21 protein-coding genes and 1 pseudogene are annotated in these 22,111 nt (G+C 60.7%); 10 read left to right on the top strand and 12 right to left on the bottom strand.

Annotation, left to right across the window (positions count from 1 at the left end; translation table 11 throughout):
• Positions 1 to 3 precede the first annotated feature (3 nt).
• Positions 4 to 1,053, bottom strand: coding sequence for a phosphoribosylformylglycinamidine cyclo-ligase (gene purM, locus OOZ48_RS04085; protein ID WP_269495931.1), 1,050 nt, complete (start codon positions 1,051 to 1,053; stop codon positions 4 to 6).
• A 79-nt stretch (positions 1,054 to 1,132) separates the two neighbouring features.
• Here purM and hda point away from each other — a divergent pair, with 79 nt between their 5' ends.
• The 4 genes from hda to folK are packed head-to-tail and all read left to right on the top strand — an operon-like array spanning position 1,133 to position 4,433.
• On the top strand, positions 1,133 to 1,834 hold the full coding sequence (gene hda, locus OOZ48_RS04080) for a DnaA regulatory inactivator Hda (RefSeq protein ID WP_269495930.1): 702 nt from the start codon (positions 1,133 to 1,135) through the stop codon (positions 1,832 to 1,834).
• Positions 1,831 to 2,538, top strand: coding sequence for an HAD family hydrolase (locus OOZ48_RS04075; protein WP_269495929.1), 708 nt, complete (start codon positions 1,831 to 1,833; stop codon positions 2,536 to 2,538). Before hda ends, OOZ48_RS04075 begins: the two co-directional genes overlap by 4 nt.
• Before the next feature lie 13 nt (positions 2,539 to 2,551).
• Positions 2,552 to 3,916 carry a polynucleotide adenylyltransferase PcnB gene (gene pcnB, locus OOZ48_RS04070; RefSeq protein ID WP_269495928.1) on the top strand — a complete coding sequence of 455 codons (1,365 nt, stop codon included), beginning with the start codon at positions 2,552 to 2,554 and terminating at the stop codon, positions 3,914 to 3,916.
• 16 nt (positions 3,917 to 3,932) lie between these two features.
• The gene (gene folK, locus OOZ48_RS04065; protein ID WP_269495926.1) at positions 3,933 to 4,433 is read left to right on the top strand and encodes a 2-amino-4-hydroxy-6-hydroxymethyldihydropteridine diphosphokinase; all 501 of its coding nucleotides are present in this window, start codon (positions 3,933 to 3,935) and stop codon (positions 4,431 to 4,433) included.
• 169 nt (positions 4,434 to 4,602) lie between these two features.
• Here the strand turns inward: folK and OOZ48_RS04060 are convergent, their stop codons facing one another.
• Complete coding sequence (locus OOZ48_RS04060; protein ID WP_269496325.1) at positions 4,603 to 5,109, bottom strand: VOC family protein; 507 nt, start codon at positions 5,107 to 5,109, stop codon at positions 4,603 to 4,605.
• A gap of 36 nt (positions 5,110 to 5,145) precedes the next feature.
• Positions 5,146 to 5,529: pseudogene (locus OOZ48_RS04055) on the bottom strand (YybH family protein); the annotation flags it as partial.
• Between the two features lie 145 nt (positions 5,530 to 5,674).
• Here OOZ48_RS04055 and OOZ48_RS04050 point away from each other — a divergent pair.
• A complete protein-coding gene (locus OOZ48_RS04050) occupies positions 5,675 to 6,352 on the top strand; it encodes a winged helix-turn-helix transcriptional regulator (protein ID WP_269495925.1) in 678 nt (225 codons plus the stop codon).
• A gap of 9 nt (positions 6,353 to 6,361) precedes the next feature.
• Positions 6,362 to 6,850, top strand: a complete 489-nt coding sequence (locus OOZ48_RS04045; protein ID WP_269495924.1) for a dihydrofolate reductase — start codon at positions 6,362 to 6,364, stop codon at positions 6,848 to 6,850.
• A gap of 182 nt (positions 6,851 to 7,032) precedes the next feature.
• Here OOZ48_RS04045 and OOZ48_RS04040 read toward each other — a convergent pair whose 3' ends face one another.
• Positions 7,033 to 8,442 carry an aminotransferase-like domain-containing protein gene (locus OOZ48_RS04040; protein WP_269495923.1) on the bottom strand — a complete coding sequence of 470 codons (1,410 nt, stop codon included), beginning with the start codon at positions 8,440 to 8,442 and terminating at the stop codon, positions 7,033 to 7,035.
• Between the two features lie 225 nt (positions 8,443 to 8,667).
• Here OOZ48_RS04040 and OOZ48_RS04035 point away from each other — a divergent pair, with 225 nt between their 5' ends.
• On the top strand, positions 8,668 to 9,951 hold the full coding sequence (locus tag OOZ48_RS04035) for an aspartate aminotransferase family protein (RefSeq protein ID WP_269496323.1): 1,284 nt from the start codon (positions 8,668 to 8,670) through the stop codon (positions 9,949 to 9,951).
• Between the two features lie 57 nt (positions 9,952 to 10,008).
• On the opposite strand, the gene OOZ48_RS04030 is transcribed toward OOZ48_RS04035, so the two are convergent.
• The 7 genes from OOZ48_RS04030 to OOZ48_RS04000 all read right to left on the bottom strand — a co-directional run bounded on the left by OOZ48_RS04030 (position 10,009) and on the right by OOZ48_RS04000 (position 17,440).
• Positions 10,009 to 10,983, bottom strand: coding sequence for a TRAP transporter substrate-binding protein (locus tag OOZ48_RS04030; RefSeq protein ID WP_269495922.1), 975 nt, complete (start codon positions 10,981 to 10,983; stop codon positions 10,009 to 10,011).
• 24 nt (positions 10,984 to 11,007) lie between these two features.
• Entirely contained in the window at positions 11,008 to 12,276 is a 1,269-nt protein-coding gene (locus OOZ48_RS04025) for a TRAP transporter large permease (protein ID WP_269495921.1), read from the bottom strand.
• Between the two features lie 21 nt (positions 12,277 to 12,297).
• A complete protein-coding gene (locus OOZ48_RS04020; protein ID WP_269495920.1) occupies positions 12,298 to 12,858 on the bottom strand; it encodes a TRAP transporter small permease in 561 nt (186 codons plus the stop codon).
• A 50-nt stretch (positions 12,859 to 12,908) separates the two neighbouring features.
• Complete coding sequence (locus OOZ48_RS04015; RefSeq protein ID WP_442867520.1) at positions 12,909 to 13,718, bottom strand: aldolase; 810 nt, start codon at positions 13,716 to 13,718, stop codon at positions 12,909 to 12,911.
• 29 nt (positions 13,719 to 13,747) lie between these two features.
• Positions 13,748 to 15,226: an aldehyde dehydrogenase gene (locus tag OOZ48_RS04010; RefSeq protein ID WP_269495919.1), complete on the bottom strand. Its 1,479-nt coding sequence runs from the start codon at positions 15,224 to 15,226 to the stop codon at positions 13,748 to 13,750.
• A 289-nt stretch (positions 15,227 to 15,515) separates the two neighbouring features.
• The gene (locus tag OOZ48_RS04005; protein WP_269495917.1) at positions 15,516 to 16,469 is read right to left on the bottom strand and encodes a LysR family transcriptional regulator; all 954 of its coding nucleotides are present in this window, start codon (positions 16,467 to 16,469) and stop codon (positions 15,516 to 15,518) included.
• A gap of 80 nt (positions 16,470 to 16,549) precedes the next feature.
• On the bottom strand, positions 16,550 to 17,440 hold the full coding sequence (locus tag OOZ48_RS04000) for a dihydrodipicolinate synthase family protein (protein WP_269495914.1): 891 nt from the start codon (positions 17,438 to 17,440) through the stop codon (positions 16,550 to 16,552).
• A 247-nt stretch (positions 17,441 to 17,687) separates the two neighbouring features.
• On the opposite strand from OOZ48_RS04000, the gene OOZ48_RS03995 reads away from it, so the two are divergent.
• On the top strand, positions 17,688 to 18,425 hold the full coding sequence (locus OOZ48_RS03995) for a FadR/GntR family transcriptional regulator (protein WP_269495912.1): 738 nt from the start codon (positions 17,688 to 17,690) through the stop codon (positions 18,423 to 18,425).
• Positions 18,426 to 18,650: 225 nt separating this feature from the next.
• Positions 18,651 to 19,424 carry an aldolase gene (locus OOZ48_RS03990; protein ID WP_269495909.1) on the top strand — a complete coding sequence of 258 codons (774 nt, stop codon included), beginning with the start codon at positions 18,651 to 18,653 and terminating at the stop codon, positions 19,422 to 19,424.
• 48 nt (positions 19,425 to 19,472) lie between these two features.
• Here OOZ48_RS03990 and OOZ48_RS03985 read toward each other — a convergent pair whose 3' ends face one another.
• A complete protein-coding gene (locus tag OOZ48_RS03985) occupies positions 19,473 to 20,402 on the bottom strand; it encodes a LysR family transcriptional regulator (RefSeq protein WP_269495906.1) in 930 nt (309 codons plus the stop codon).
• A 117-nt stretch (positions 20,403 to 20,519) separates the two neighbouring features.
• Between OOZ48_RS03985 and OOZ48_RS03980 the strand changes: the two genes are divergently transcribed.
• Positions 20,520 to 22,046, top strand: a complete 1,527-nt coding sequence (locus OOZ48_RS03980) for an ABC transporter substrate-binding protein (RefSeq protein WP_269495903.1) — start codon at positions 20,520 to 20,522, stop codon at positions 22,044 to 22,046.
• Positions 22,047 to 22,111 lie beyond the last annotated feature (65 nt).

The raw sequence follows: 22,111 nt of genomic DNA, 5'->3' as shown, positions 1-22,111 counted from the left end.
ATTTCAGATCACGGCGGCCTGGGGCGCGCCCGCCGCCTGCTCGACGACGGCGCCCAGTGCATACACCGTTTCGCCCTGGGCCCGCAAAGTGGCGCTCACGGCGTCGGCCTGTGCCGGATCGACCACCAGCACCATGCCGATGCCGCAGTTGAATACGCGCGCCATTTCATGGTCGGCGACGCCGCCCTCGCGCTGCAGCCAGGCAAACAGCGCAGGCAGGGTCCAGGCGTCGCGATGCAGCTCGGCCGCCAGGCCGGCGCGCAGGATGCGCGGCACATTTTCCAGCAGGCCGCCGCCGGTGATGTGGGCCAGGCCCTTGATGGCGGGCCGATGGGCGGCCAGCGCGGCCAGCACCGACTTGACGTAGATGCGGGTGGGCTCCATGACCACGTCGGCCAGCGGGCGGCCGCCCATATCCTGGTCCGGGCGCGCGTCCGCATGCTGCAGGATCTTGCGCAGCAGGGAATAGCCGTTGGAATGCGCGCCGCTGGAGGCCAGGCCCAGCACGGTGTCGCCCGCCTGGATGCCGGCGCCGTCGATGATCTGGGATTTCTCGACCGCGCCGACGGCAAAGCCGGCGAGGTCGTACTCGCCCTCGGGGTACATGCCAGGCATCTCGGCGGTCTCACCGCCGATCAGCGCGCAGCCTGCCAGTTCGCAGCCGCGCGCGATGCCGCCCACGACCTGCGCCGCCGTGTCCACCGACAGTTTTCCGCAGGCGAAATAGTCCAGGAAATACAGCGGCTCGGCACCCTGGACGAGGATGTCGTTGACGCTCATTGCCACCAGGTCGATGCCCACGGTGTCGTGACGCTGCCACTCGAAGGCCAGGCGCAGCTTGGTGCCCACGCCGTCGGTGCCCGACACCAGCACGGGCTGGCGCAGGTGCGTCGGCAGCTCGAACAGCGCGCCGAAGCCGCCGATGCCCGCCATGACGCCCGGGCGCATGGTCCGGGCGGCCAGCGGCTTGATCCGGTCGACCAGGGCGTCGCCGGCATCGATGTCGACCCCGGCATCGCGGTAGGTCATGGAAGCTGCAGGTTGATCATTCATGAGAAAAGCCGCCAGATGTGCAAGAATTGCGTGTTCGAACACTGAGAAGCCTCGATTTTACGATGAACTTCCTTCTGGCATGACGCAGCAACTGCTACTGGACATCCTGCCGGCGTCGCCACCCACCCTGGACGGTTTCGTGATCGGGGACAATCAAGCGACCCTGCGGGCCGTGCGCGAGCTCGCACCGGGGCGCGCCCTGTACCTGTGGGGCGGCGCGGGTTCGGGCCGCAGCCACCTGCTGCGCGCCAGCGCGCAGGCGCACGAGGCGCCGTACATGGCCGCAGACACGCCGGCGGGCCGGTTGCGCGACCTGGCCACCGACGAGGATCGCCGGCTCTCGCTGGTGGCGATCGACGATGTCGGCGATCTGGACCCGGATGCGCAGGCGGCGCTGTTTGCCCTGTACAATCGCTGGCGCACCGCAGCGGGGACGCCGGAGGCCTTTGCCCTGTTGCTGGCGGGCGACCGTGCCCCCATGGCCATGGCCCTGCGCGAGGACCTGCGCACCCGCCTGGGCTGGGACCTGGTCTACCGCCTGGAGCAACTGTCGGATCAGGACCGCGCGGCGGCCCTGCGCGAGCGCGCCCAGGCGCGCGGCCTGCGTCTGGGCGACGACGTCCTGGGCTGGATCCTGACCCATTACGACCGCGACATGGGCAGGCTGACTGCTCTCATCGATGCGCTGGACCGCTATTCGCTGGCGCGCCACCGCCCCATCACCCTGCCCCTGCTCAAGGATTTGCTCGCCGACGCGCAGACCACCCCGAGGACGCCATGACCACGACGCCCCAAACCCTGGCCCTGTTCGACCTGGACCACACCCTGCTGCCCTTCGACAGCGATTATCAATGGGCCGACTTCCTGGCCCGCACCGGCCGCGCCGGGGACCCCGATGCCGCGCGCCGGCGCAACGACGACCTGATGCGCCGATACAACGAAGGCACCCTCAGCGCCCAGGAGGCCGCCGATTTCATGCTGGGCCTGCTCAAGCTCGCGCAGCACGAGGAACTGGCCCTGTGGCACGAGGCCTACATGGCCGAGGTCGTGCGCCCCGGCATCCTGCCCGCGGCGCAGGCCCTGGTGGCGCGCCACCGCGACGCCGGCGCCCTGTGCGCCATCGTCACGGCCACCAACGAATTCGTCACCACGCCCATTGCCCGCGCCCTGGACATTCCTCATCTGATCGCCACCGTACCCGAACGCGATGCCCAGGGCCTCTATACCGGCCGGATCGACGGCACGCCCAGCTTCCAGGCGGGCAAGGTGCTGCGGGTGCGCCAGTGGCTGGCCGGCCTCGGGCACGAGCTCGAGGACTTCGACGAGACCTGGTTCTATAGCGATTCGATGAACGACCTGCCGCTGCTCGAGGTGGTGAGCCACCCCGTGGCGACCAATCCCAGCATTGCCCTGCGCGCCCTGGCCGCCGAGCGGGGCTGGCGCACACTCGACCTATTCGAGGACATGCAGGACGCAAAGTCATAAAATAACGGCCCATATGCTCAAGCAGACCATCAAGAATTTCGTATCGCGCCTGCTCGCGGCGCCGCCCAACGGGCCCGAGCGCCTGGCGCGCGACAAACACGGCATCGACCGGCGCCTGGTCTCGCGGCACGCCATCAAGGTCTGCGAGGTGCTCAATCAGCATGGCTTCGACGCCTACATCGTCGGCGGCGCGGTTCGCGACCTGATCGTCGGCCTCGCGCCCAAGGATTTCGACGTGGCCACCAACGCCACGCCCGCCCAGATCCGGCCCCTGTTCCGGCGCGCGCGCATCATCGGCCGCCGCTTTCAGCTCGTCCACGTGGTGTTCGGCCAGGAGGTGATCGAGACGTCCACATTCCGCGCGCCCTCCTCGGGCAACCAGGAAACCGACGAGCACGGCCGCATCCTGCGCGACAACGAGTTCGGCACCCACGAAGAAGACGCCGCGCGGCGCGACTTCACGATCAACGCGCTGTACTACGATCCGATCAAGGAGGAAGTCATCGATTTCCACCAGGGCGTGGCCGACCTCAAGAACCGCGTGGTGCGCATGATCGGCGACCCCGAGACCCGCTATCGCGAGGATCCGGTGCGCATGCTGCGCGCCTTGCGCTTTGCCGCGAAACTCGGGGCGCGGATCGATCCGCCGACCGAGCAGCCCATCACCCGGCTGGCCGGCCTGATCGAGCACGTGCCCGCCTCGCGCCTGTTCGACGAAACGCTCAAGCTGCTGACCTGCGGGCATGCCATGGACTGCCTGCGGCAACTGCGCCGCTCCGGACTCACACAGAACCTGATGCCGCTGATCGACCGGATCTTCGAGGAACAGGGTGGCGAGGACTTCGTCGAGATCGCCCTGTCGCGCACCGATGCACGCGTGCGTTCAGGCAAGCCGGTCAGTCCCAGTTTCCTGTTCGCGGCCCTGCTGTGGCGCCTGGTGCACCAACGCTGGCAAGCCCTGGCCAACGACGGCCTGCAACGCACCGAAGCCTTGATCCAGGCCGCCGATTCGGTGATCGACGACCAGACGCACAAGCTCGCCATCCAGCGCCGCTATCAATCCGACATGCGCGAGATCTGGCTGATGCAGGCCCGTTTCGAGCGCGCCACTGTGCGCTCGATCTGGCGGCTGCTGGACCAGCCGCGCTTTCGCGCAGCCGTGGATTTCCTGCAATTGCGCGCCGAGGCCCGCGAGGTCGACAGCGTGCTGGCCCAATGGTGGATGGACCTGGCCAACAGCAGCGAGGATCGCCGCAATCAGATGATCGACACCTGGCAGGCCGGCCACACCGGCGCACGCAACGCGCCTGCGTGGCGGCGGCGCAAGCGCCGGCCCCGCGCCGCGGAAGGCGCCGGCCAGTCCGAATCCCAGGCCTGAGGCCGCGGGCGCACCCATGATCCAGCCGACCGATGTCGCGCCGGGCGTCGATCTCTACGTCGGCCTGGGTGCCAACCTGGGCGAGGCCGCCGACACCTTGCTGCATGCGGCCGACAGGCTGGCGCGCACCCCCGGCATCCTGAACCTGCGCCTCTCGCCCCTGTATCGCAGCGCACCCGTCGATTCCTCGGGACCGGACTACATCAACGCCGTGGCCCACGCGCGCACCGCTCTGCCCCCCCAGGCCGTGCTGACCCTGCTGCAAGCCATCGAACAGGAGCACGGCCGCCAGCGCCCCTACCGCAATGCGCCGCGCACGCTGGACCTGGACTTGCTGCTGTACGGCGACCGGCGCATCAACGAACCCACGCTGATCGTCCCGCACCCGCGCATGCACGAGCGCGCATTCGTGCTGCGTCCGCTGGCCGACCTGGCGCCCGGCCTGATTCTCGCGCAAGGCCGCCTCGAGGACCTGCTGGCCGGCTGCATCGATCAGGCGATACGCCCCTTGCGCTAGTGTCCTGTCTGGCTAATTCCGATCCTTACCTTCGGCGCCTGGGCTCGCCATGCTGCGTTGCAAATCCTCGCGATAGCACCGGCTATCGCTGCGGTTTGCGCCTTGCCTGACAAGCCCATGCATCCGAATTTAAGTAACCAAACTAACCAGACAGGACACTAGTGCCTGTTCACCCTAAGCCGCCGTCACGGGACGGCTGGCCGAAGGCCGCGGCTGCCTCGCGGATCGCTTCGGGCGTGATGTCGCGCACGTGCGTGGCGATGGCCCACTGATGCCCGTAAGGATCGACCACCACACCGTAGCGGTCGCCCCAGAACATGTCGGCGGGCGGCATCAGCGCCGTGGCACCCGCCTGCAGCGCACGGGCGAACACCGCATCGGCATCCTCGACATACAGGTGCAGCGTCACCGGCGTGCCTTTCAGGGTCACGGGGCTGACGGCCTGGCATGCGGACGATTCCTCCATCAACATCACCGCCGAGTCCCCGATCCGCAGGCAAGCGTGCATCAGGCCGCCCTGTGGACTATCCAGGCGAGCCATCACGCGCGCCTCGAAAGCCTGTTTGTAGAATTCGATCGCCCCGGGCGCATCCCTGCATACGAGATGAGGCGTCACCGCGTTCATATCGGGCGGGATGGGCCGCGTCCGCGCGGTGCCGTCGGGCTGCAGGTGCATCATCGCCTTGCCGGTCTGCGCATCGAAGGGAAACGAGAAATGCTCGTGCGCGATCAGCCAGCGTTCGCCCTGCCGCCGGAATCCGGTGCTCATGCGGCTCCAGAATTCGCCGCCGCCCGTTCCATCCCCGCAGCCCACCAGCCCATGCGCATAGCCGATGTCGGGCGCGCCGCTGATCTCCAGATCCTGGAAGCGGAAATTCAAGCCGGCCGGGCACATGTCCAGGCACATGCGCCAATGTTCTCGATAAGCGTCCCGACCGGTGAAGCGCAAGGCCTGGATGGCATCGTAAGCCACCACGTCGGGCGCGTAGCACGCCATCAGCGCCTCCAGGTCGCGCCGCTGCGAGGCGGCGATCCAATCGTCCAGCACGCCGCGCAATGCGGTACGGACGGTGTCGTCTCCGGTATTCGTCTGCATCCTTGGTCTCCTTGGGCTTGCCGCGCCACGGCCGGCACGGACTCGGACAGGGCACACGCCCTTCCAAACCTGGACTGTACAATCATTGAGTCCTAAAAAACAACTAAAAAATTATTTGTTAGGACTTGATGGTATGCTGTAACACATGAATGCGAAACGAAGCTACGGCGACGGCTGCGCGGCGGCGCACGCGCTGGATCTGATCGGCGAGCGTTGGGCCTTGCTGATCGTGCGCGAACTGCTGCTGGGGCCGAAACGCTTCACGGATCTGCGCACCGGCCTCAAGGGCATCAGCGCCAATGTGCTATCCCAGCGCCTGGTGGAACTCGAATCCGCCGGAATCGTCGTCCGGCAACGCCAGCAGCCGCCCGCCGGCGGCATGGCCTATGCCTTGACCGCCTGGGGCCTCGAACTGGAGCCCATCCTCCTGCAACTGCTGCTCTGGGGCGTGCGCTCGCCCGCCTTCGCGCGCGGCAGCCCCCTCAACGTCGATGCCATGGTCCTGTCGTTTCGCGCCCTGTTCGACCGCGACGCGGCCGCGGGCCGCGATGCCGAGATCCTGCTCATCCTCGATGGACAGGCCTTTGTGGCGCGAGTGCGCACAGGCACATTCGAGGTCCGGCGGGCGGATCCCACCCGGCAGACGGCGGCGGTCCTGCGCACCGACCCCACCACCCTGCTGCACCTGGCCTACGGCGCCGCCAGCCTCGACGCTGCGCTGGCCGATGGCCGGGCCGCCCTGGCCGGCGAGCGGCCGGCGCTCGACAATTTCCTCAACTGCTTTTCGGTGCCCCGCCCCGTCGGCGCGGATCGCCGCCCTTAAGGATCCCGCATGCCTACACCCCTCGTCCGGCTGGTCGTCGCCTACGCGGACAACCGCGTCATCGGGCGCGACAACGCCCTGCCCTGGCGCCTGCCCGCCGACCTGGCGCACTTCAAACGCAACACGCTGGGACATCCCATCATCATGGGACGCAAGACCTGGGCCTCGCTCGGGCGGCCATTGCCGGGACGCCGGAACCTGGTGCTCAGCCGGGCGCCGGGTTTTTCCGCGGACGGCGCGGAAGTCCTGCCCTCTCTGGAGGCGGCGCTGGCCGCCTGCGCGGACGCCTCGGTGGCCTGCGTCATCGGCGGCGAGCAGGTGTTCCGCCTCGCCTTGCCCCTGGCCGACGAGATCGTCGCCACCGAGGTCCATGCGCAGATCGAGGGCGACACCTGGTTCCCCGCACTGCCCGCCGGACAGTGGCGCGAGACCGAACGCCTGGTCCAGCCCGCCGAAAATGGGCTGGCCTATGACTTCGTCATCTATCGCAAGGCCTGAATCGGTGCCCAGTGTGCTGTTTGGCTAGTTCGTGCATTTAAATTCGGATGCATGGACTTGTCAGGCAAGGCGCAAACCGCAGGGATAGCCGTGGCTATCCCGAGGATTTGCAACGCCGCATGGCAAGTTCAGGCGCCGAAGTTAAGTATGCGAACTAGCCAAACAGCGCACTAGGCCGGGGATCAGTCCAGCGCATCCCTGAAGAACCGCCACAGGCGCGGGTGCGTCGAATAGGCGACGTTGAAGCGAAACCACCCTTCGTCGCGCCCGCCAGGATCGAAATAGGCGCCGGGCGCCAACCAGATGCCGGCCTCCAGGGCGCGGGCAGCCAAGCCCACGGCGCCTTCGCCGCGGGCCGCGCGCGGCCGGGCCCACAGGAACAGGCCCGCGCCGGGTTCATGGCTGATCTCGAAATCGCCCTGCACCATGGCCTCGCAGACCTGATCATGGGCCTGGCGCAGGCGCTCGCGCACACCGCGCATGTAAGTGCCGTGGCGGCCGTCGCGCAGCACGTGATAGACGGCGCGTTCCATCATCTCGGCCGAGGTGAGGCCCAGGGACATCTTGGTGCGCGCGCACTGCGCCAGCAGTTCCGGGGCACACAAGAGGTAGCCCACCCGCATCGACGGCATGACGCTCTTGGCAAAGCCCGAGATATACACCACCCGCCCGGTGCCCGCGAGGGCCGCCAGCAGCGGTGCGGGCTCGAGCAGCAGTTCGCGGGACACATCGTCTTCGACCACCAGAAAGGCATGCCGCTCGGCCAATTGCAGCAGACGAAAGGCGCCCGCCATCGAAAAAGTCGCACCGGTCGGATTCTGCAACACCGTGGTGACGAACATGGCGCGAATGGGATGCTCGCGCACCAGGCGCTCGAGAGTGTGTTCGCAAACGCCTTCCCGCGTACGCGGCACGCTGTGCACCACGACACCGCTCAGCGCCAGAATCTGCAGCAGGTTGGCATAGCACGGGGTCTCGACCGCCACATGGTCGCCTGGCCGCAGCACCGTGCGCACGACGACATCCAGAGCCTGCGTCGCCCCGTGCGTCAACAGGATCTGGCCGGCGTCGGTCTCCAGGCCATGCTCGCCCAGGCGATGGGCGATGTGCTCGCGCAAAGGGTGGTATCCCAACGGGTGTCCGTAGGACGCCATCTGGCTCACCGGAACGCGCCCCAGTTGACGCAGGGCATGCTGCAGGCCGGCCTCGTTGTGCCAGTCGGGCGGCAGCCAGCCGCAGCCCGCCTTGATCGAGATGGAATGGTCGGCGAACACGTCCGACAGCAGCCAGGTCGGCCCGATGCGCGGCGCCACCCACGACGGCGCCGGCACCGGTGCCGCCTGCCGCTGACGTGCAACGCGGAAGCCGGCGCCCGGGCGCGACTGCAGCAGGCCTTGCGCCACCAGCCGGTTATAGGCCGCCATCACAGTGAAAGTGCTCAGCCCATGGTCGCGGGCGAATTGTCGGACCGAAGGCAGCGCCATGCCCGGCCGCAGGACGCGCTCGCGGATGGCGCGCTCGAGGGCGCAGGCCGCCTGATCGACCAGCGAGGGCGCCCGCTTGCGATCACGATCGGGCTGGAACAGGATCATCCCGCATCCTCCAGGCGCGCCGCGCCAATCCGGCGGCCGCCCAGCAATCAATACAGTTAGGCGATTGGAGTCAATACAGCTATCCAGCCATCCTAACACTGTATATGTATTTCACCCAGGGGGCGGCACAGAATGGGTCGACCATTTTCCGTCTCTGTACCCTTTGATCGCGAGGCCGCCATGAGCACCGACACCATTACCGCCACGGACTTGTCCAACCTGTGGATGCCCTTTACCGCCAACCGCCAGTTCAAGTCGCATCCGCGAATGCTCGCCGGCGCCAAGGACATGCATTACACCACCACCGATGGCCACCAGATCCTGGACGGCACCGCCGGCCTGTGGTGCGTCAACGCCGGCCACGCCCGCCGACCCATCATCGAGGCCTTGACCCGGCAGGCCACCGACCTGGACTACGCGCCGAGCTTCCAGATCGGCCACGAGGACTCGTTCCGGGCGGCCACCGAAGTCGCGGCCCTGATGCCCGAGGGCCTGGACCGGATTTTCTTCACGAACTCGGGTTCCGAATCCGTGGACACCGCCCTCAAGATCGCCCTCGCCTACCACAGGGCACGCGGCGAGGGCCAGCGCACCCGCCTGATCGGCCGCGAGCGCGGCTACCACGGCGTGGGCTTCGGCGGCATCTCGGTGGGCGGCATCTCGCCCAATCGCAAGACGTTCTCGGGCGTGCTGCTGCCGGGCGTCGACCACCTGCCCCACACCCACGACCTGGCCCACAATGCCTGGACGCGCGGCCAGCCCGCCTGGGGCGAGCATTTCGCCGACGCCCTGGAGAGCATCATCGCCCTGCACGACGCCTCGACCATCGCCGCGGTCATCGTCGAGCCCCTGGCCGGCTCGACCGGCGTGCTGCTGCCGCCCAAGGGCTACCTGGAAAAGCTGCGCGCCATCACTGAAAAACACGGCATCCTGCTGGTCTTCGACGAGGTCATCACCGGATTCGGCCGCCTGGGCGCAGCCACCGCCAGCGACTTCTTCGGTGTCACCCCCGACATCATCACCATGGCCAAGGGCATCAGCAACGCCGCGGTGCCGGCCGGCGCCGTCGCGGTGCGCCGCGACATCCACGACACCATCCTCAATGCCGCCGGCAGCGGCATCGAGTTTTTCCACGGCTATACGTATTCCGCGCATCCCATGGCCACGGCCGCGATCCTGGCCACCCTGGGCGTCTATCGCGACGACGGTCTGTTCGAACGGGCGCGGGCCATGTCCAAGCCGTTCGAGGATGCGGCGCACGGGCTCAAGGGCGCGCCCCACGTGATCGACGTGCGCAACCTGGGGCTGGTCGCCGGCATCGAGCTCGCCCCCCGCGAAGGGGCCCCCGGCGCGCGTGCGGCCGAGGTCTTTGCCAAATGCTTTGATCGCGGCGTCCTGGTGCGCTATACCGGCGACATCATTGCGATATCGCCCCCGCTCATCATCAGCGAGGCGCAGATCGGGCAGATTTTCGACACGATCCGCGAGGTCCTCGCGACGGTCGACTGAACACCCCCCGGCACGCCGCCGTACGGCGGGCGTGCCGGGGTGAGGCGGTGGATGCCATCACTGAGCGGCCTGTCGCGCCAGGTCGACGTTCTCTTGGCCATTGGGTACATTCTTCAGCAAAGGACCGTACAGGCCAGCGGTAAGATCCTTGAACGCCGCGATATCCGACTGCACGATCGTGACGCCGGATTTTGTCATCGCGTCGAGACTCGCCTTATAGGCATCCCCATAAAACTTGATGCCGTGAGCCGCAGCCTCGTCGGCCGCCTCTTGAATAACCTTTTGATGGTCAGGCGATAGCCTGTTGAAGGCGGATTTGCTCATTATGATGACGCATGGCATATAGTGAATCTTCACCATATTATAGAATTTACTGACCTCAGCAAATTTATCGTCAATCATAAGGTCGGGGGAAGTCTCTCCGCCATCGATCACCCCGGTCTGCAGGGCCAGATAGACCTCGGAATAAGCCATGGGGGTCGCCTGCGCCCCCAACTTCTCATAGGCATCCACATAGCCGGGCGACTGAATCACTCGAATTTTCAAGTCCTTCATGTCAGCCGGGGCCTCGATCTTCCGAGAGCCATATATATTGCGCTCTTGCACCGAAATCCACCCCAGGCCGATCAATCCGTGCTGATCCAGGTATCCAAGCATTTTCTTGCCGAAGTCCGCCTGCAGAGCGCGGTTTGCGCTATCGAGATCAGGGAACAAATAAGGCAGGGAGAATATTCCGAATTCCTTGACGGTATTCTCGAGCGGTGGCTCGCCGGTAATGACCAAGGGTACGGCCCCGGTGCGTGCCGACTGGATCAGCTTGACCTCTCCGCCTAGTTGGCCGGATGGAAAAACATTGATCTTAAGTGTATTGTTGGATTTTTCCAGTGCCAGCTCTGCCATCCTGGTGGCGACCGCATGATAATGGCTCTGAGGGGCCAGCACATGGCCTAAATTCAGTTCCACCACCGTCGAGGCCATCGAACTCATGGGAAAAATGGCAGCGAACAAAATTCCAGCTAATGATTTTTTCATTGAAATCTCCATACACCCAGGGTGTTATAAAAAGGCCAGGGATAGCCAGGGAATGTAACTGATCAACAGTACATCAAGGATCAACACGCACAGAAATATGCCCAGCGGACGAAGCAAGGATTCCACGGACAAGTTTGCGATCTGGCAAGCGATAAACAAGTTCACCCCTACCGGCGGAGTGATCATTCCAATGCATATATTCACAATCATGACGATGCCGAAATGAATCGGATTGATGCCGTAGTCGATTGCAATAGGTGCAAGTATAGGAACGAGAATGACAATGAGGGCAATGGCCTCCATGAACATGCCCGAAACAAACAGCAAAAGGTTGGATAGCAGCAGAAATCCGATCGGACCATCCACCAATTCGCTGACGATCATGCCGAACTTCTGTGGAATCTGATTCAGCGTCAGCATGTAGGCGAAAAGACCCGCAAAACCGATGATGAGCATGATCACAGCCGTCATGATCGACGCTTGTTTCAATGCATCCCGAATGCTATGCCAGGTGAGTTCCCGATAAACTATTCCGCCCAGAAATAATGCATAGAGAACCGCAACGACCGATGCCTCTGTCGCCGTGAACGCTCCGGAATAAATACCTCCCAGGATGATCAGCGGCATCAACAACGATAAAAATGATTCCTTAAGCGCGCGAAGGGTTGTCACGGCCCACGTGGACCACTCCACGCGTTCGGCAACGTCAAAGCCGACAATACTGGCCACGATGATTATCGTCATCATGAGGGAAACGCCCACCAACACCCCCGGCAGTATTCCCGCTATGAACATGCTGCCTATGGAAACATTGGCGATCAAGCCATAAACAATCATCACGAGCGACGGCGGAATGATTGCGCCCAGCTCTCCGCCCACGGCTACGCAGGCGGCGGCGAAGTTCTTGGGGTAACCCTTGTTCTCCATCGCGGGGATCATGCTGGTGCCAACCGCTGCTGTCGTCGCCGAGGAGGAACCTGACATGGTCGCAAAGAACATGCACGTCAGGATCGATGAGGCCCCAAGACCACCACGCAGCCACCCGACCAGAGCATTTGCCAAATTGATGAGCCGCCTCGATATCCCCCCCGTCTGCATGAGGCTCCCCGCCAGAATGAAGAACGGTATGGCCATCAGGGTGAAGGAATCCAGGGCATCGAATATGGTTTGCGGAATACTGAAAAGCTCGATCCCATAGTCCATCATGGCGAAAGCCCCAGCGACCCCGAGCGCCGCAAACACGGGCACTCCAATGGCAAGGCAGGCGAATAAACCTCCAAACAGTATCAGCATGGCGTATTTCCCAGAAACTGGTTAGGGCTGCGGCCGATCATGGGACATACCCGATGGCGAGCTAATGGATTCAAGCAGGACGGCAAGGACATTAATTGCAGAAATTGCAAACCCAACCGGCATTGAAAGGTATAGCCAAAATTTCGATATTGTCATGGCCGGTGAAGTTTCGTTTGCGCCAAATTGACTCCATATATATCCGTACCAAGCCATTGTGACGAAGAAGCCCATCAAGATGAGTAATGAAAGGAATTTCATCACTCTGGCAGCAGGCGGCGGTACAGCGTCAACCAGAGCAAGCACGGCAATCAGCAGACCGTGCCGCGCGGCGGCGGCTCCACCCAGGAACACGAGCCATACCATCACATATCGCGCAAGCTCCTCCGTCCATGGAAGGGAAGCGGAAACCCCAAGCATGGGAAGTATGAAACGCACGCCGATCTGTACGGATATCAGGACAACCATCAGCAGCAGTCCGAACGCAAGCAGGGCATGGACAATACGATTGAAGCCGTCTACAACCCATATAACTGCAGCATTCATATTTATCCTGAGTCCGCGTGGTGGCGAATAAGTATTCATTGATGCCTCCAAACAAGCCAGCGTCGACTCAACAACTCGACCCCAGATGGCTATCTAGCATGACCATCGCTCATTTGACGGTTCGCGCGACGCGAATAATACTCAAACGTTGCGGTATAGCGCCGCGGCGTACTCAACCATGCTTGGGCTTCGATCCCCAATTCGGGGACAATGGGGCGTATCTCACCAGCGCTCATGGCGAGCAGCTGCAAACGCGCCGCCCGCTCGAACAACACACTCAGCACGCAAGCCTCCTGTACATTGGAGGCCGCCACCAGCATGCCGTGATGCGCCAGAAATACGGCTTTCTTGTCCCCGATTGCGCTGGAGATCAGTTCACCCTCTTCGTTTCCAACCGGAATTCCAGGCCACTTGCTCACAAACGCCACTTGGTCATACAGCATGCAAGCGTCCATATGAGATATATCGAGCGGGACCTCGAGCATCGACAGCGCCGAAACATGGGGCGGGTGAGAGTGCACGATGCAATTGACATCCGCACGCTTGCGATATAGCCAGGAATGAAAGCGATTGGCGGGGTTGGCCATGCCGGCACCCTGCAGGACCTTGAGATCCTCATCAACAAGCAGAAGGTTATCCGTTGTGATTTCGTCGAATCCAAGACCAAGCCTTTGCGTCCAGTAGGTCCCCGGCGTATCCGCCCTTGCTGTTATCTGGCCCGATAAACCGGAGTCATGGCCGAACGCGAACAGAATTCGACACGTTTCGGCGACTGCTTCCTTGGTGGTCCACTGACGTGGGCTTAGATTGGCTTCCATCTGCTCGATAGCTGCCGTTACGATGTCGGCTTTGGCCATCTTCATTGTATCGTTAGACATTTTCGCCTTCTCTAAAAACATGAAAGTCTTATAGACCAGAAACTGGTCGGTTAGCGCATGACGAACAAGTTCTTGGTTTCGGCCCCGGTATTGATCCAGACATTCTTGGTTTCCAGGTACGAATAAATTTGCGCCATTCCGTTCTCACGGCCAATACCAGAATCCTTGTAGCCGCCGAAAGGAACCATGAAACTGAGCGCGCGGTAGGTATTGATCCAGACTGTGCCGGCCTGAATGCGATTCGCCATGCGAAATGCCCGTCCCATATCCTTCGTCCAGACGCCCGCACCGAGGCCGAAACGCGAGTCGTTGGCTATCCTGACCGCATCGTCTTCGTCTTTAAATGTGATGACCGAGAGAATCGGGCCGAAAACCTCTTCCTGCGCGATTCGCATCGTGTTGGTCACTTTGCCGAATATGGTTGGCTCTATGAACCATCCATTGCCGCATTCCGGGCGCGTTGCCGCGACGCCACCAGCTAACAACTCGGCACCATCGTCCTTTGCAACCTCTATGTAACTCAGGACTTTTTCATACTGTGGCCGATTGGCGATCGGCCCCATTTGTGTGTCCTTTTCCTGCGGGTTTCCCATTCGGATGGCCTTCGCGCCCGCGACCAGTTTCTCCGTGAATTCCTCATAGATTGACTCCTGCAACAACAGGCGCGAACCTGCAATGCACGTCTGCCCCGCTGCCGAGAAAATCCCCGATAGCGCGCCTTTGACAGCATCTTCCATGTTGGCGTCCGCAAAGACGATATTTGGAGATTTTCCGCCCAGTTCGAGCCCGACCGGCTTCAGGTGCTTGGCGGCTTGTTGGTTGATATGCCTTCCAGTGGCGTCGGAGCCAGTGAACGAGACCTTCCTGACCAGGGGATGCTCCACCAGCGCAGATCCGACATCCGCGCCAAATCCGGTCACGACATTGACCACACCAGGTGGAAAACCCGCCTCTGCAAACAGCTTTGCGAACTCCAGCGTGGAAGCGGAGGCATGTTCCGAAGGCTTTATCACCACGGTACATCCAGCAGCCAAGGCCGCCACTATCTTCCAGGCTGCGAGAAGCAGTGGTGAATTCCAGGCGGTAATCGCGACGACGACTCCCACTGGTTCATACTGGGTGAAGTTGAAATACCCTTTTTTGTCCAAGGGAACGGTCGCCCCCTGAATCTTGTCCGCCAAACCTCCAAAATAGTAATACCACTGCGCGGTATAACGTATCATCGCCTCTGTTTCCGCGATCAATTTCCCATTGTCATTGACCTCGGTTTCCGCCAGCTTCCTTGCGTCTCGAATAATCAGATCGCCCATGCGATGCAAAAGCGCTCCGCGCTCGGTGTGTGTCAACTGGGACCACGGACCTTCCGAAAACGCGGCAGCTGCGGCTTTTACAGCAACATCTGCGTCCTCAGCGTTGCCTTCCCCAATCTGCGCCCAGACTTCTCCCGTATATGGGTTGTAGCTGTCCATCCACCGATTCGATGCCGGGTCGACGTATTGCCCATTGATGTACATTTGATAACGGCGCATGCTCAATCCTTCATTCATTGAGGTAAGAAACACATTCACTCGAAGAGAAAAACCCACAGCGTCATTGTGGACTTCATTACGACAACCACCAATGCACCTCCAGTCATAGCAGCTATCTAACCGATGGGATGCGCGCGACGAAACAGGCGAACAGCCTCCTCCGTGGCCAGCATGGTGGCACGAAGAATATTGTGCGGAATCATTGCCCTGCAGCGGGGCGGCAGAGCTACGGGGCTACGTACAAACCCTGCTGCTGAAACGAGGAGCCGCCGGACAGCCCCATGCTTGTTCAGGCAAGGCCCGATTTTGCGACTGACTTTGCCATTTCGAATAATTGATTCGCCAAAAGAGGGGCGCCATTTCGACGAATGATGGCAACTACGCGTCGTTTCAAGACGGGGGCGGTCAGCGGGATTTTCACCAGGTTGTATTCCGCCAATACTTCTTCAGGTATGCGGTTCGGCAATATGCACCGCCCTATGCCCGACGCCACCAGCCTCAGCATCGCCTCCAGTGTGTTGGCTTCCGCTATGACCCGTGAGTCCAGGCCCGCTGTTTTTATCATGTTACGAAGGGCGAATGTTTCTGGGAATCCGATCAGTGGGAATTGGGAATCGAATATATTCATCCCCGTCTGATCATCGGCATCCTGGCGTTGGATGATGACACACATGGTATCCTCAAACAGAGGCGTCGATTCCAGGAGATCGGATGCCACGGCGGAATCGTAGGCAAAACCGATATCAACCTTCCTTTTCTCGACCAGCTCCACGACATCGGGTGATCCGCCGGCCGTAATCGAAAGGTTGACACGGCCCTGGCGGCCGATGAAGGTCCCCAATAGATCGGACACAAAATATGATCCGAGGGTATGAATGCTCGCAATCCTGAGGTGCCCCTCCGTTATGCCGTGTTTGTCCCTGATATGCATCAGCGCTATATCGATTTTTTCATATCTTGATCGCGTTTCCAGTTGAAGCTTCTCTCCTGCATCGGTGAGCTTCACACCGCGCCCGGTACGCACGAACAAAGGCTTTCTCACAAACGACTCGAGCATCGCCAATTGACGGCTGAGGCCCGACTGTCCGATGCCGAGCTCTTCAGCCGCCTTCGATAGGGAACCAGTTTCTGCAATTTTCAAAAAATACCTGATTTTCGTATCGAGATACTCGATTTTCATGGCCACCCCCGCTTCAAAGTCGTCCGCGCGCATGTGGGCCGCCATGTCGAGACCGGCGGCCATCGCTGCAGTGTGCCACACGGCCGGGTAAGCCAGGCGAGAAGGTGAGGTCTGAGCCTTTACACCGTAGCCGTTCGCCTTTTCTACAGGGCAGTGCTTGTGCGGATTTCGTCGATGGTCGAGCGCAGCCTTGCGACATCGTCTTGGGAAAGAGGTTGCAAAGGCATGCGATGCGGCCCGAAAGAGCGATTCAACAGATCGCCCATCGCCTTGGTCGTGCGGGCCACGCCGTGCATGCGAATGAATCGGAACAAAGGCTGGAGACTTTCGAATATCCGGGCGGCTGTGGCGTAATCCTTTTGCTGTGCGGCATCGTACAGCGTCACGATAGGGGCCGGTATCACGCTGTTGATGGCATTGCAGCACCCATCCGCGCCCAGCACCAAGCTGGGCAGGGACTGCGATTCAGTGCCGCACAGATACGACATGCCGGCACTGCCGAGCGACCGTAGTTCGCTGATCCTCGTGATATCACCGGCGCCGTCCTTTGTGACCGCAACAGGGCAGACCTGCTGAATCTTCAGGTAGAGCTCCGCGGAGATATCCACGCCGGTCGTGACAGGATTGTTGTAGACGCCTATGGGGCATGGGACTGATCTGCCCACCTCCTCGTACAGGCCCAAAATTTCGCTGGCGGTCAGCTTGAAGTAGGAGCGCGGCATCACCATTGCTGCGGCAGCACCGTGGTCGGCTGCATGTTTGGCCAGCTGCAGCGTTTCCTGAGTGGAATTGCCCGAAACGCCGACCAGCACAGGCCGTTTTTCGCCGACGGCTTCCAGTACGCAGCTTGTGAGGAACATTCTTTCTTCTGCGGTCATATAGGCGAACTCGCCCGCCGAAAGCTGGGTGCTGAATCCGTGTACGCCGCTCTCCAGGAGGCTGGCGATGCGTTCCCGCATGCGCGGGGCATCGATCGAGCCGTCTTTGGAAAACGCTGTCGGTAAGTTGGCAAATACGCCCTGGATGGATTGCATGGAGATCTCGCTATCAAGGAAGTGGTGATACATTGGAAAACTGGGTTACCCAGTTGCTATGTGCAATGTAATGGAAGTAGCGGTAGGCGTCAATGGATCGGCCGTCTCCGCTGCGGATCACACTGCCCTCCCCAGTCCCCATGAGGACGTTTCCATCACTCTAGGGCTGGATATTTCTATTCAGCGCTGATATGGATTACCCTGCCCATGACAAAATTTGAGAATTGATTGAACGGAAAAATCGTGTATGGCGATACCCACATCCAAAGACTCCACCGCCTTGCCCGCCATCCGCAGTGTGCGGCTCTACGAGAGCGTGCTGCTGGCGCTTCGGGATTTCATTCTTGCGGGGAACGTGGAGCCCGGCGGGGCGTTTCCCAGCGAGCGAGTCATGGGCCAGCTGCTCGGCGTGAGCCGCCCGGTGCTGCGCGAGGCCTTTCGCGTGCTGGAGGCCCACGGCGTGGTGCGGTCGCGCCCGGGCGGCGGCCGATACCTTATCCATGGCCAGTTTCCCGATCTCGACAACCTCAAGCAGACCAAGCTGGCGAACAGCGTCGAGACCCTGCTGGCGCTATGGGACGCCCGGGATATCGTGGAGGTGCGAGCGGCAGAACTGGCCGCGCTGCACCGCACCGAGGAACAGCTGAAGGCTATTCAGCGCCCCATTTTGTTCATGGACACGGAATCCCGCGCCAGCTATCGGGAGGGCGATCTGAATCTCGAGTTCCACCTTGCCATCGCAAGCGCCTCGGGCAATCCCTTCCTGAAGAAGATCATCGGTGGCCTGATCGAGGATTTCCGGCAGATAGACTTCAAATACCTGCTGCCCTCCAATCAATGGGACGAACTGCAGGATGTGCACACATCAATTTTTGAGCCCATCCGCGATCGGGACGCCATGGCGGCCGGCCAGGCGATGCACCGCCACTTCGAGATGCTCCGCCAATCCGTGGATCAAGCTGTTGCAGCGCCCCCGGACCGATAGCCGTTCCTCGACTGGTGGGCGGGCAGCGAACCTCTAGGACTCTGTTGCGCGTCCGCGCGACATGCGAGGACCTCGGGTTCCTGCAGGTCTGTATCGGTCTTACCGACAGCAAGGAAACTTGTGTCCTTTAGGAAAAAAGTATCTAATATTAAAGTGACGCGCGCCGCGCCACGAGGAATTGGCCCCACCACATCCGGCCCCCATGTCCTTACGCAGGAGCTCCAGATGGTCAAAGACACTATGCAACTCAGCAAATCAGAGATAGTCACGTCCGCCATAAAGCAGATGGACACCAAGCTGCAGACTGAAAAATTTTCCACGCGAGAGGCCGTAGCTCAAACCTGCCGCACGCTATTCGCCTTCGGACACGATTCGGGTCTGGCGGGCCAGATCACGGCGCGGGCCGAGCAGCCGAACACCTATTGGACCCAGCGACTCGGTCTGGGCTTCGACGAAGCCACCGCCGAAAACCTGCTGCTTGTTGACGAGGACCTGAACGTGATAGAAGGCGATGGCATGCCGAATCCCGCCAATCGGTTCCACTCATGGCTGTATCGGGCGCGACCCGACGTCCGGTGCATCGTGCACTCACACCCCCCCATGACCTCAGCCTTGTCGATGCTCGAAATCCCACTGGAATTGGCGCATATGGATACTTGCGTGTTGTATGGTCAGGTCGCCTTTCTGAAGAAATGGCCAGGTATACCTGTCGGCAACGAAGAAGGTGAAATCATCGCCCAGGCGCTTGGGGAAAAGAAGGCGATCCTGCTGGCCCACCACGGCCTGTTGGTGGCGGGCGGCAGCGTGGAAGAAGCATGCGTGCTGGGAGTCATGTTCGAAAGGGCCGCACGTCTGCAATTGCTGGCACGGTCGGCAGGGGACATCCAACCCGTGCCAGCCGAACTGGGTGCGGAGGCACAACAGTGGATCAGCACGCCACGTCGCCATGAGGCGACCTTCGCGTACTATGCCCGTCGGGCCAACCGCATGCTTCAATGAGAGTCACTCGCAGCACAAAACCGTCGAGGATCGCGCCGCGGCGCTCCTTCATGAACGCGTCTTCGTAAGCCATAGTGGTTCGAGGGCTTCACCCCTGAAGTACGCCTGATTATTATTGGCCGCGTCGCGCAAATAATCCCACAACGCTGAAATACGTCTGATATGGCGAGTTTCAGTGGGAACCGCCAGCCAGAAGGTGCGCGTGATATTTATTTGGTCCTTCAGTACCGGCACCAGTTCCGGGCACTGCTGACCTATGAAGCACGGAAGGATCGCAAGCATCCTTCCGTATCTCGCAACGCTATATTGCGATACGATACTATTGGAACGCAAAGGACGAAAAGCGGAAGGAGCGATGTTTCGTTCATAGCGCAGTTCTTCCGTATAGACAAGCTCATCGATGTATCCCGCGAAGTTGTGCTTTGCAAGATCCGCCTGCGTTCGTATCGGAGGGTGGCTTTCAAGATAGGCACGGGTGGCGTATACCCGCAAAGAATAATTCGTCAGCCTGGCCACGACATAATTTCCGCTTTGTGGGCGATCAAGGCTGATACTGATATCGGCCTCGCGCTTCGACATGTTGATGAAGCGGGGCATCGGCAGCAAATCCACAGTAATACCCGGATGCTGCTCGCAAAAATCCGCCAACAGGGCTGGCGCCAGGAACATGCCGAAACCTTCGGTGGTGCCCAGCCTGACATGCCCCGACAATAAAGGGTCCTGTCCCCCGAGCTCTTCAATCGCGGCTAACATCGCGAGTTCGGCGCGCTCAGCATACGCGATCAATCGATGGCCGGCAGCAGTCAGTGTGTAGCCCTGGTTACTGCGCTCGAACAACTGTGTCCCGATCTTTTGTTCGAACTGCCTGATCCTCCTGGACACCGTGGAATGATCAATATTAAGGCGCTTTCCGGCCTCCACTAGGCCCCGGCTCCGGGTCAACTCCAGAAAAATATGAAGACTGTTCCAATCCTGCATGGTATCGACTCCGTTGTGCATTTATGCAAAGCAATTGTGAAGAATTATCTATTGAGTTAGCCGAAATCCGTTGGTAGTATCAGCAAATACAATACATAATTCACAAAAAGGAGGCAAATGATGAAACGCCAGATTTCAACATATAAAGCACTTTCGGTGTGCATTTTTCTTTCTACAGCGATATCAATCTCAGCCGCTACAGCTGCCCAGATCGATCGCGTCGTGGTCGCCCAAGGGGTGTATCCAGTAAGCTTCGATCCACATCGCACCACGGACATTCCTTCCCGGGTGGTCCATGCGAACATGTACGACTCACTCCTGGTACGGGACAAAAAACTGCAGATCGCACCGAGCCTCGCGGAATCGTACGAGCGCATAGATGACACGACCTGGGAATTCAAGCTTAGAAAAAACGTCGTTTTCCATAATGGGGAAGCATTCAACGCGCAGGATGTAAAGTTCTCTATCGAACGCATACTCGATCCGAATGAAAAGTCGCCACAACGCGGGTGGATCAATACGGTATCCGAAATTCAGATTGTTGATGATCACACCGTACGTCTCACCACGAAACAAGCAGACCCTGTATTACCCGCCCGCTTGACGCTGATCTTCATGGTTCCAGACCAATATGTCAGCGAAGTCGGCAATGAAAAATTCGCCAACAGCCCGGTCGGAACGGGCCCCTACAAGATCGGCAAATGGACACGCGGGGATTTCGTCGATCTGGACGCCAACCCCTCGTATTGGGGGGACACACCCAGTGTTCAGGCGGCCCGCTTTCGCGCAATTGTAGACAACGCTTCGCGCGTGTCCGCATTGCGAGCGGGGGACATTCACTTGATGACCAATCTGCAGCCCGACTACCTGGAGCAAATCAAGGCTTCAAAGGACCTGGCGGTCTCCACCGCGCCGAGCTCGAGGGTCCTATTCATTGGCCTGGTCAACACAAAAGAAGGTCCGCTACAAGATGAGCGGGTCCGCCAGGCCATCAATCACGCCGTTGACGTGCAAGGCATCATCGACGGTGTTCTGCTGGGATACGGACACAGGGCAGGCAGCGTGAATGGACACCTGCTCGCGCTGCTTGGCGTCGACTATCAGTCGCCGCTGTACGAATACGACCCGGAAAAGGCTAAAAAACTGTTGGCGGAGGCCGGCTATCCCAACGGATTCGAAGTCAATCTGGATAGCCCCAGCGGACGTTATCCGATGGATAAGGATATTTCTCAGGTGGTTGCCGCGCAGCTCGGCCAGGTCGGCATCAAGGTCAATGTCAAGATACATGAATGGGGAAGCTACGCCCAGAAATTCAACACCCATAATGTCGAACCGATGTATATGCTGGGGTGGTCCTTGCCCAGCCTCGATCCCGATCATTGGGCGACTCCATTGCTTGGTCCCGACGAACCTGTTTCGAACTTCAAAAGCCAGAATATCTATGCCCTGATCGACGAGGCCCGCAAAACAATGGATCCAGAGCGCAGAATGGCCATATACAAGGACATGAACGATCTAGTCCATAAGGAAGCGCCATGGCTATTCCTCATGCAATTTGAAGACATCTATGGCCTCAATAAGGGAATCTCGTGGACAGCTAGGTCGGATGAGGCGATCAATCTGACTGAGATCACCATCCCGTAATTTCATCTTGCCGCCAACTGAATCCGGGCGGCCTCAAGATCGCCCGGATTCAGGAAGAAATCGAA

The organism is Castellaniella sp. S9, from assembly GCF_027257175.1.
Lineage (GTDB): Bacteria > Pseudomonadota > Gammaproteobacteria > Burkholderiales > Burkholderiaceae_B > Castellaniella.
Note: the sequence above shows the minus strand (reverse complement) of the source record. Positions and strands in the feature narration are given on the sequence as shown.

Excerpts from the sequence above, each read along its gene's own strand:
- purM (WP_269495931.1), bottom strand. The coding sequence starts at position 1,053 with ATGAATGATCAACCTGCAGCTTCCATGACCTACCGCGATGCCGGGGTC.
- hda (WP_269495930.1), top strand. The coding sequence starts at position 1,133 with ATGACGCAGCAACTGCTACTGGACATCCTGCCGGCGTCGCCACCCACC.
- OOZ48_RS04075 (WP_269495929.1), top strand. The coding sequence starts at position 1,831 with ATGACCACGACGCCCCAAACCCTGGCCCTGTTCGACCTGGACCACACC.
- pcnB (WP_269495928.1), top strand. The coding sequence starts at position 2,552 with ATGCTCAAGCAGACCATCAAGAATTTCGTATCGCGCCTGCTCGCGGCG.
- folK (WP_269495926.1), top strand. The coding sequence starts at position 3,933 with ATGATCCAGCCGACCGATGTCGCGCCGGGCGTCGATCTCTACGTCGGC.
- OOZ48_RS04060 (WP_269496325.1), bottom strand. The coding sequence starts at position 5,109 with ATGCACCTGCAGCCCGACGGCACCGCGCGGACGCGGCCCATCCCGCCC.
- OOZ48_RS04050 (WP_269495925.1), top strand. The coding sequence starts at position 5,675 with ATGAATGCGAAACGAAGCTACGGCGACGGCTGCGCGGCGGCGCACGCG.
- OOZ48_RS04045 (WP_269495924.1), top strand. The coding sequence starts at position 6,362 with ATGCCTACACCCCTCGTCCGGCTGGTCGTCGCCTACGCGGACAACCGC.
- OOZ48_RS04040 (WP_269495923.1), bottom strand. The coding sequence starts at position 8,442 with ATGATCCTGTTCCAGCCCGATCGTGATCGCAAGCGGGCGCCCTCGCTG.
- OOZ48_RS04035 (WP_269496323.1), top strand. The coding sequence starts at position 8,668 with ATGCCCTTTACCGCCAACCGCCAGTTCAAGTCGCATCCGCGAATGCTC.
- OOZ48_RS04030 (WP_269495922.1), bottom strand. The coding sequence starts at position 10,983 with ATGAAAAAATCATTAGCTGGAATTTTGTTCGCTGCCATTTTTCCCATG.
- OOZ48_RS04025 (WP_269495921.1), bottom strand. The coding sequence starts at position 12,276 with ATGCTGATACTGTTTGGAGGTTTATTCGCCTGCCTTGCCATTGGAGTG.
- OOZ48_RS04020 (WP_269495920.1), bottom strand. The coding sequence starts at position 12,858 with ATGAATACTTATTCGCCACCACGCGGACTCAGGATAAATATGAATGCT.
- OOZ48_RS04015 (WP_442867520.1), bottom strand. The coding sequence starts at position 13,718 with ATGTTTTTAGAGAAGGCGAAAATGTCTAACGATACAATGAAGATGGCC.
- OOZ48_RS04010 (WP_269495919.1), bottom strand. The coding sequence starts at position 15,226 with ATGCGCCGTTATCAAATGTACATCAATGGGCAATACGTCGACCCGGCA.
- OOZ48_RS04005 (WP_269495917.1), bottom strand. The coding sequence starts at position 16,469 with ATGGCCGCCGGTCTCGACATGGCGGCCCACATGCGCGCGGACGACTTT.
- OOZ48_RS04000 (WP_269495914.1), bottom strand. The coding sequence starts at position 17,440 with ATGCAATCCATCCAGGGCGTATTTGCCAACTTACCGACAGCGTTTTCC.
- OOZ48_RS03995 (WP_269495912.1), top strand. The coding sequence starts at position 17,688 with ATGGCGATACCCACATCCAAAGACTCCACCGCCTTGCCCGCCATCCGC.
- OOZ48_RS03990 (WP_269495909.1), top strand. The coding sequence starts at position 18,651 with ATGGTCAAAGACACTATGCAACTCAGCAAATCAGAGATAGTCACGTCC.
- OOZ48_RS03985 (WP_269495906.1), bottom strand. The coding sequence starts at position 20,402 with ATGCAGGATTGGAACAGTCTTCATATTTTTCTGGAGTTGACCCGGAGC.
- OOZ48_RS03980 (WP_269495903.1), top strand. The coding sequence starts at position 20,520 with ATGATGAAACGCCAGATTTCAACATATAAAGCACTTTCGGTGTGCATT.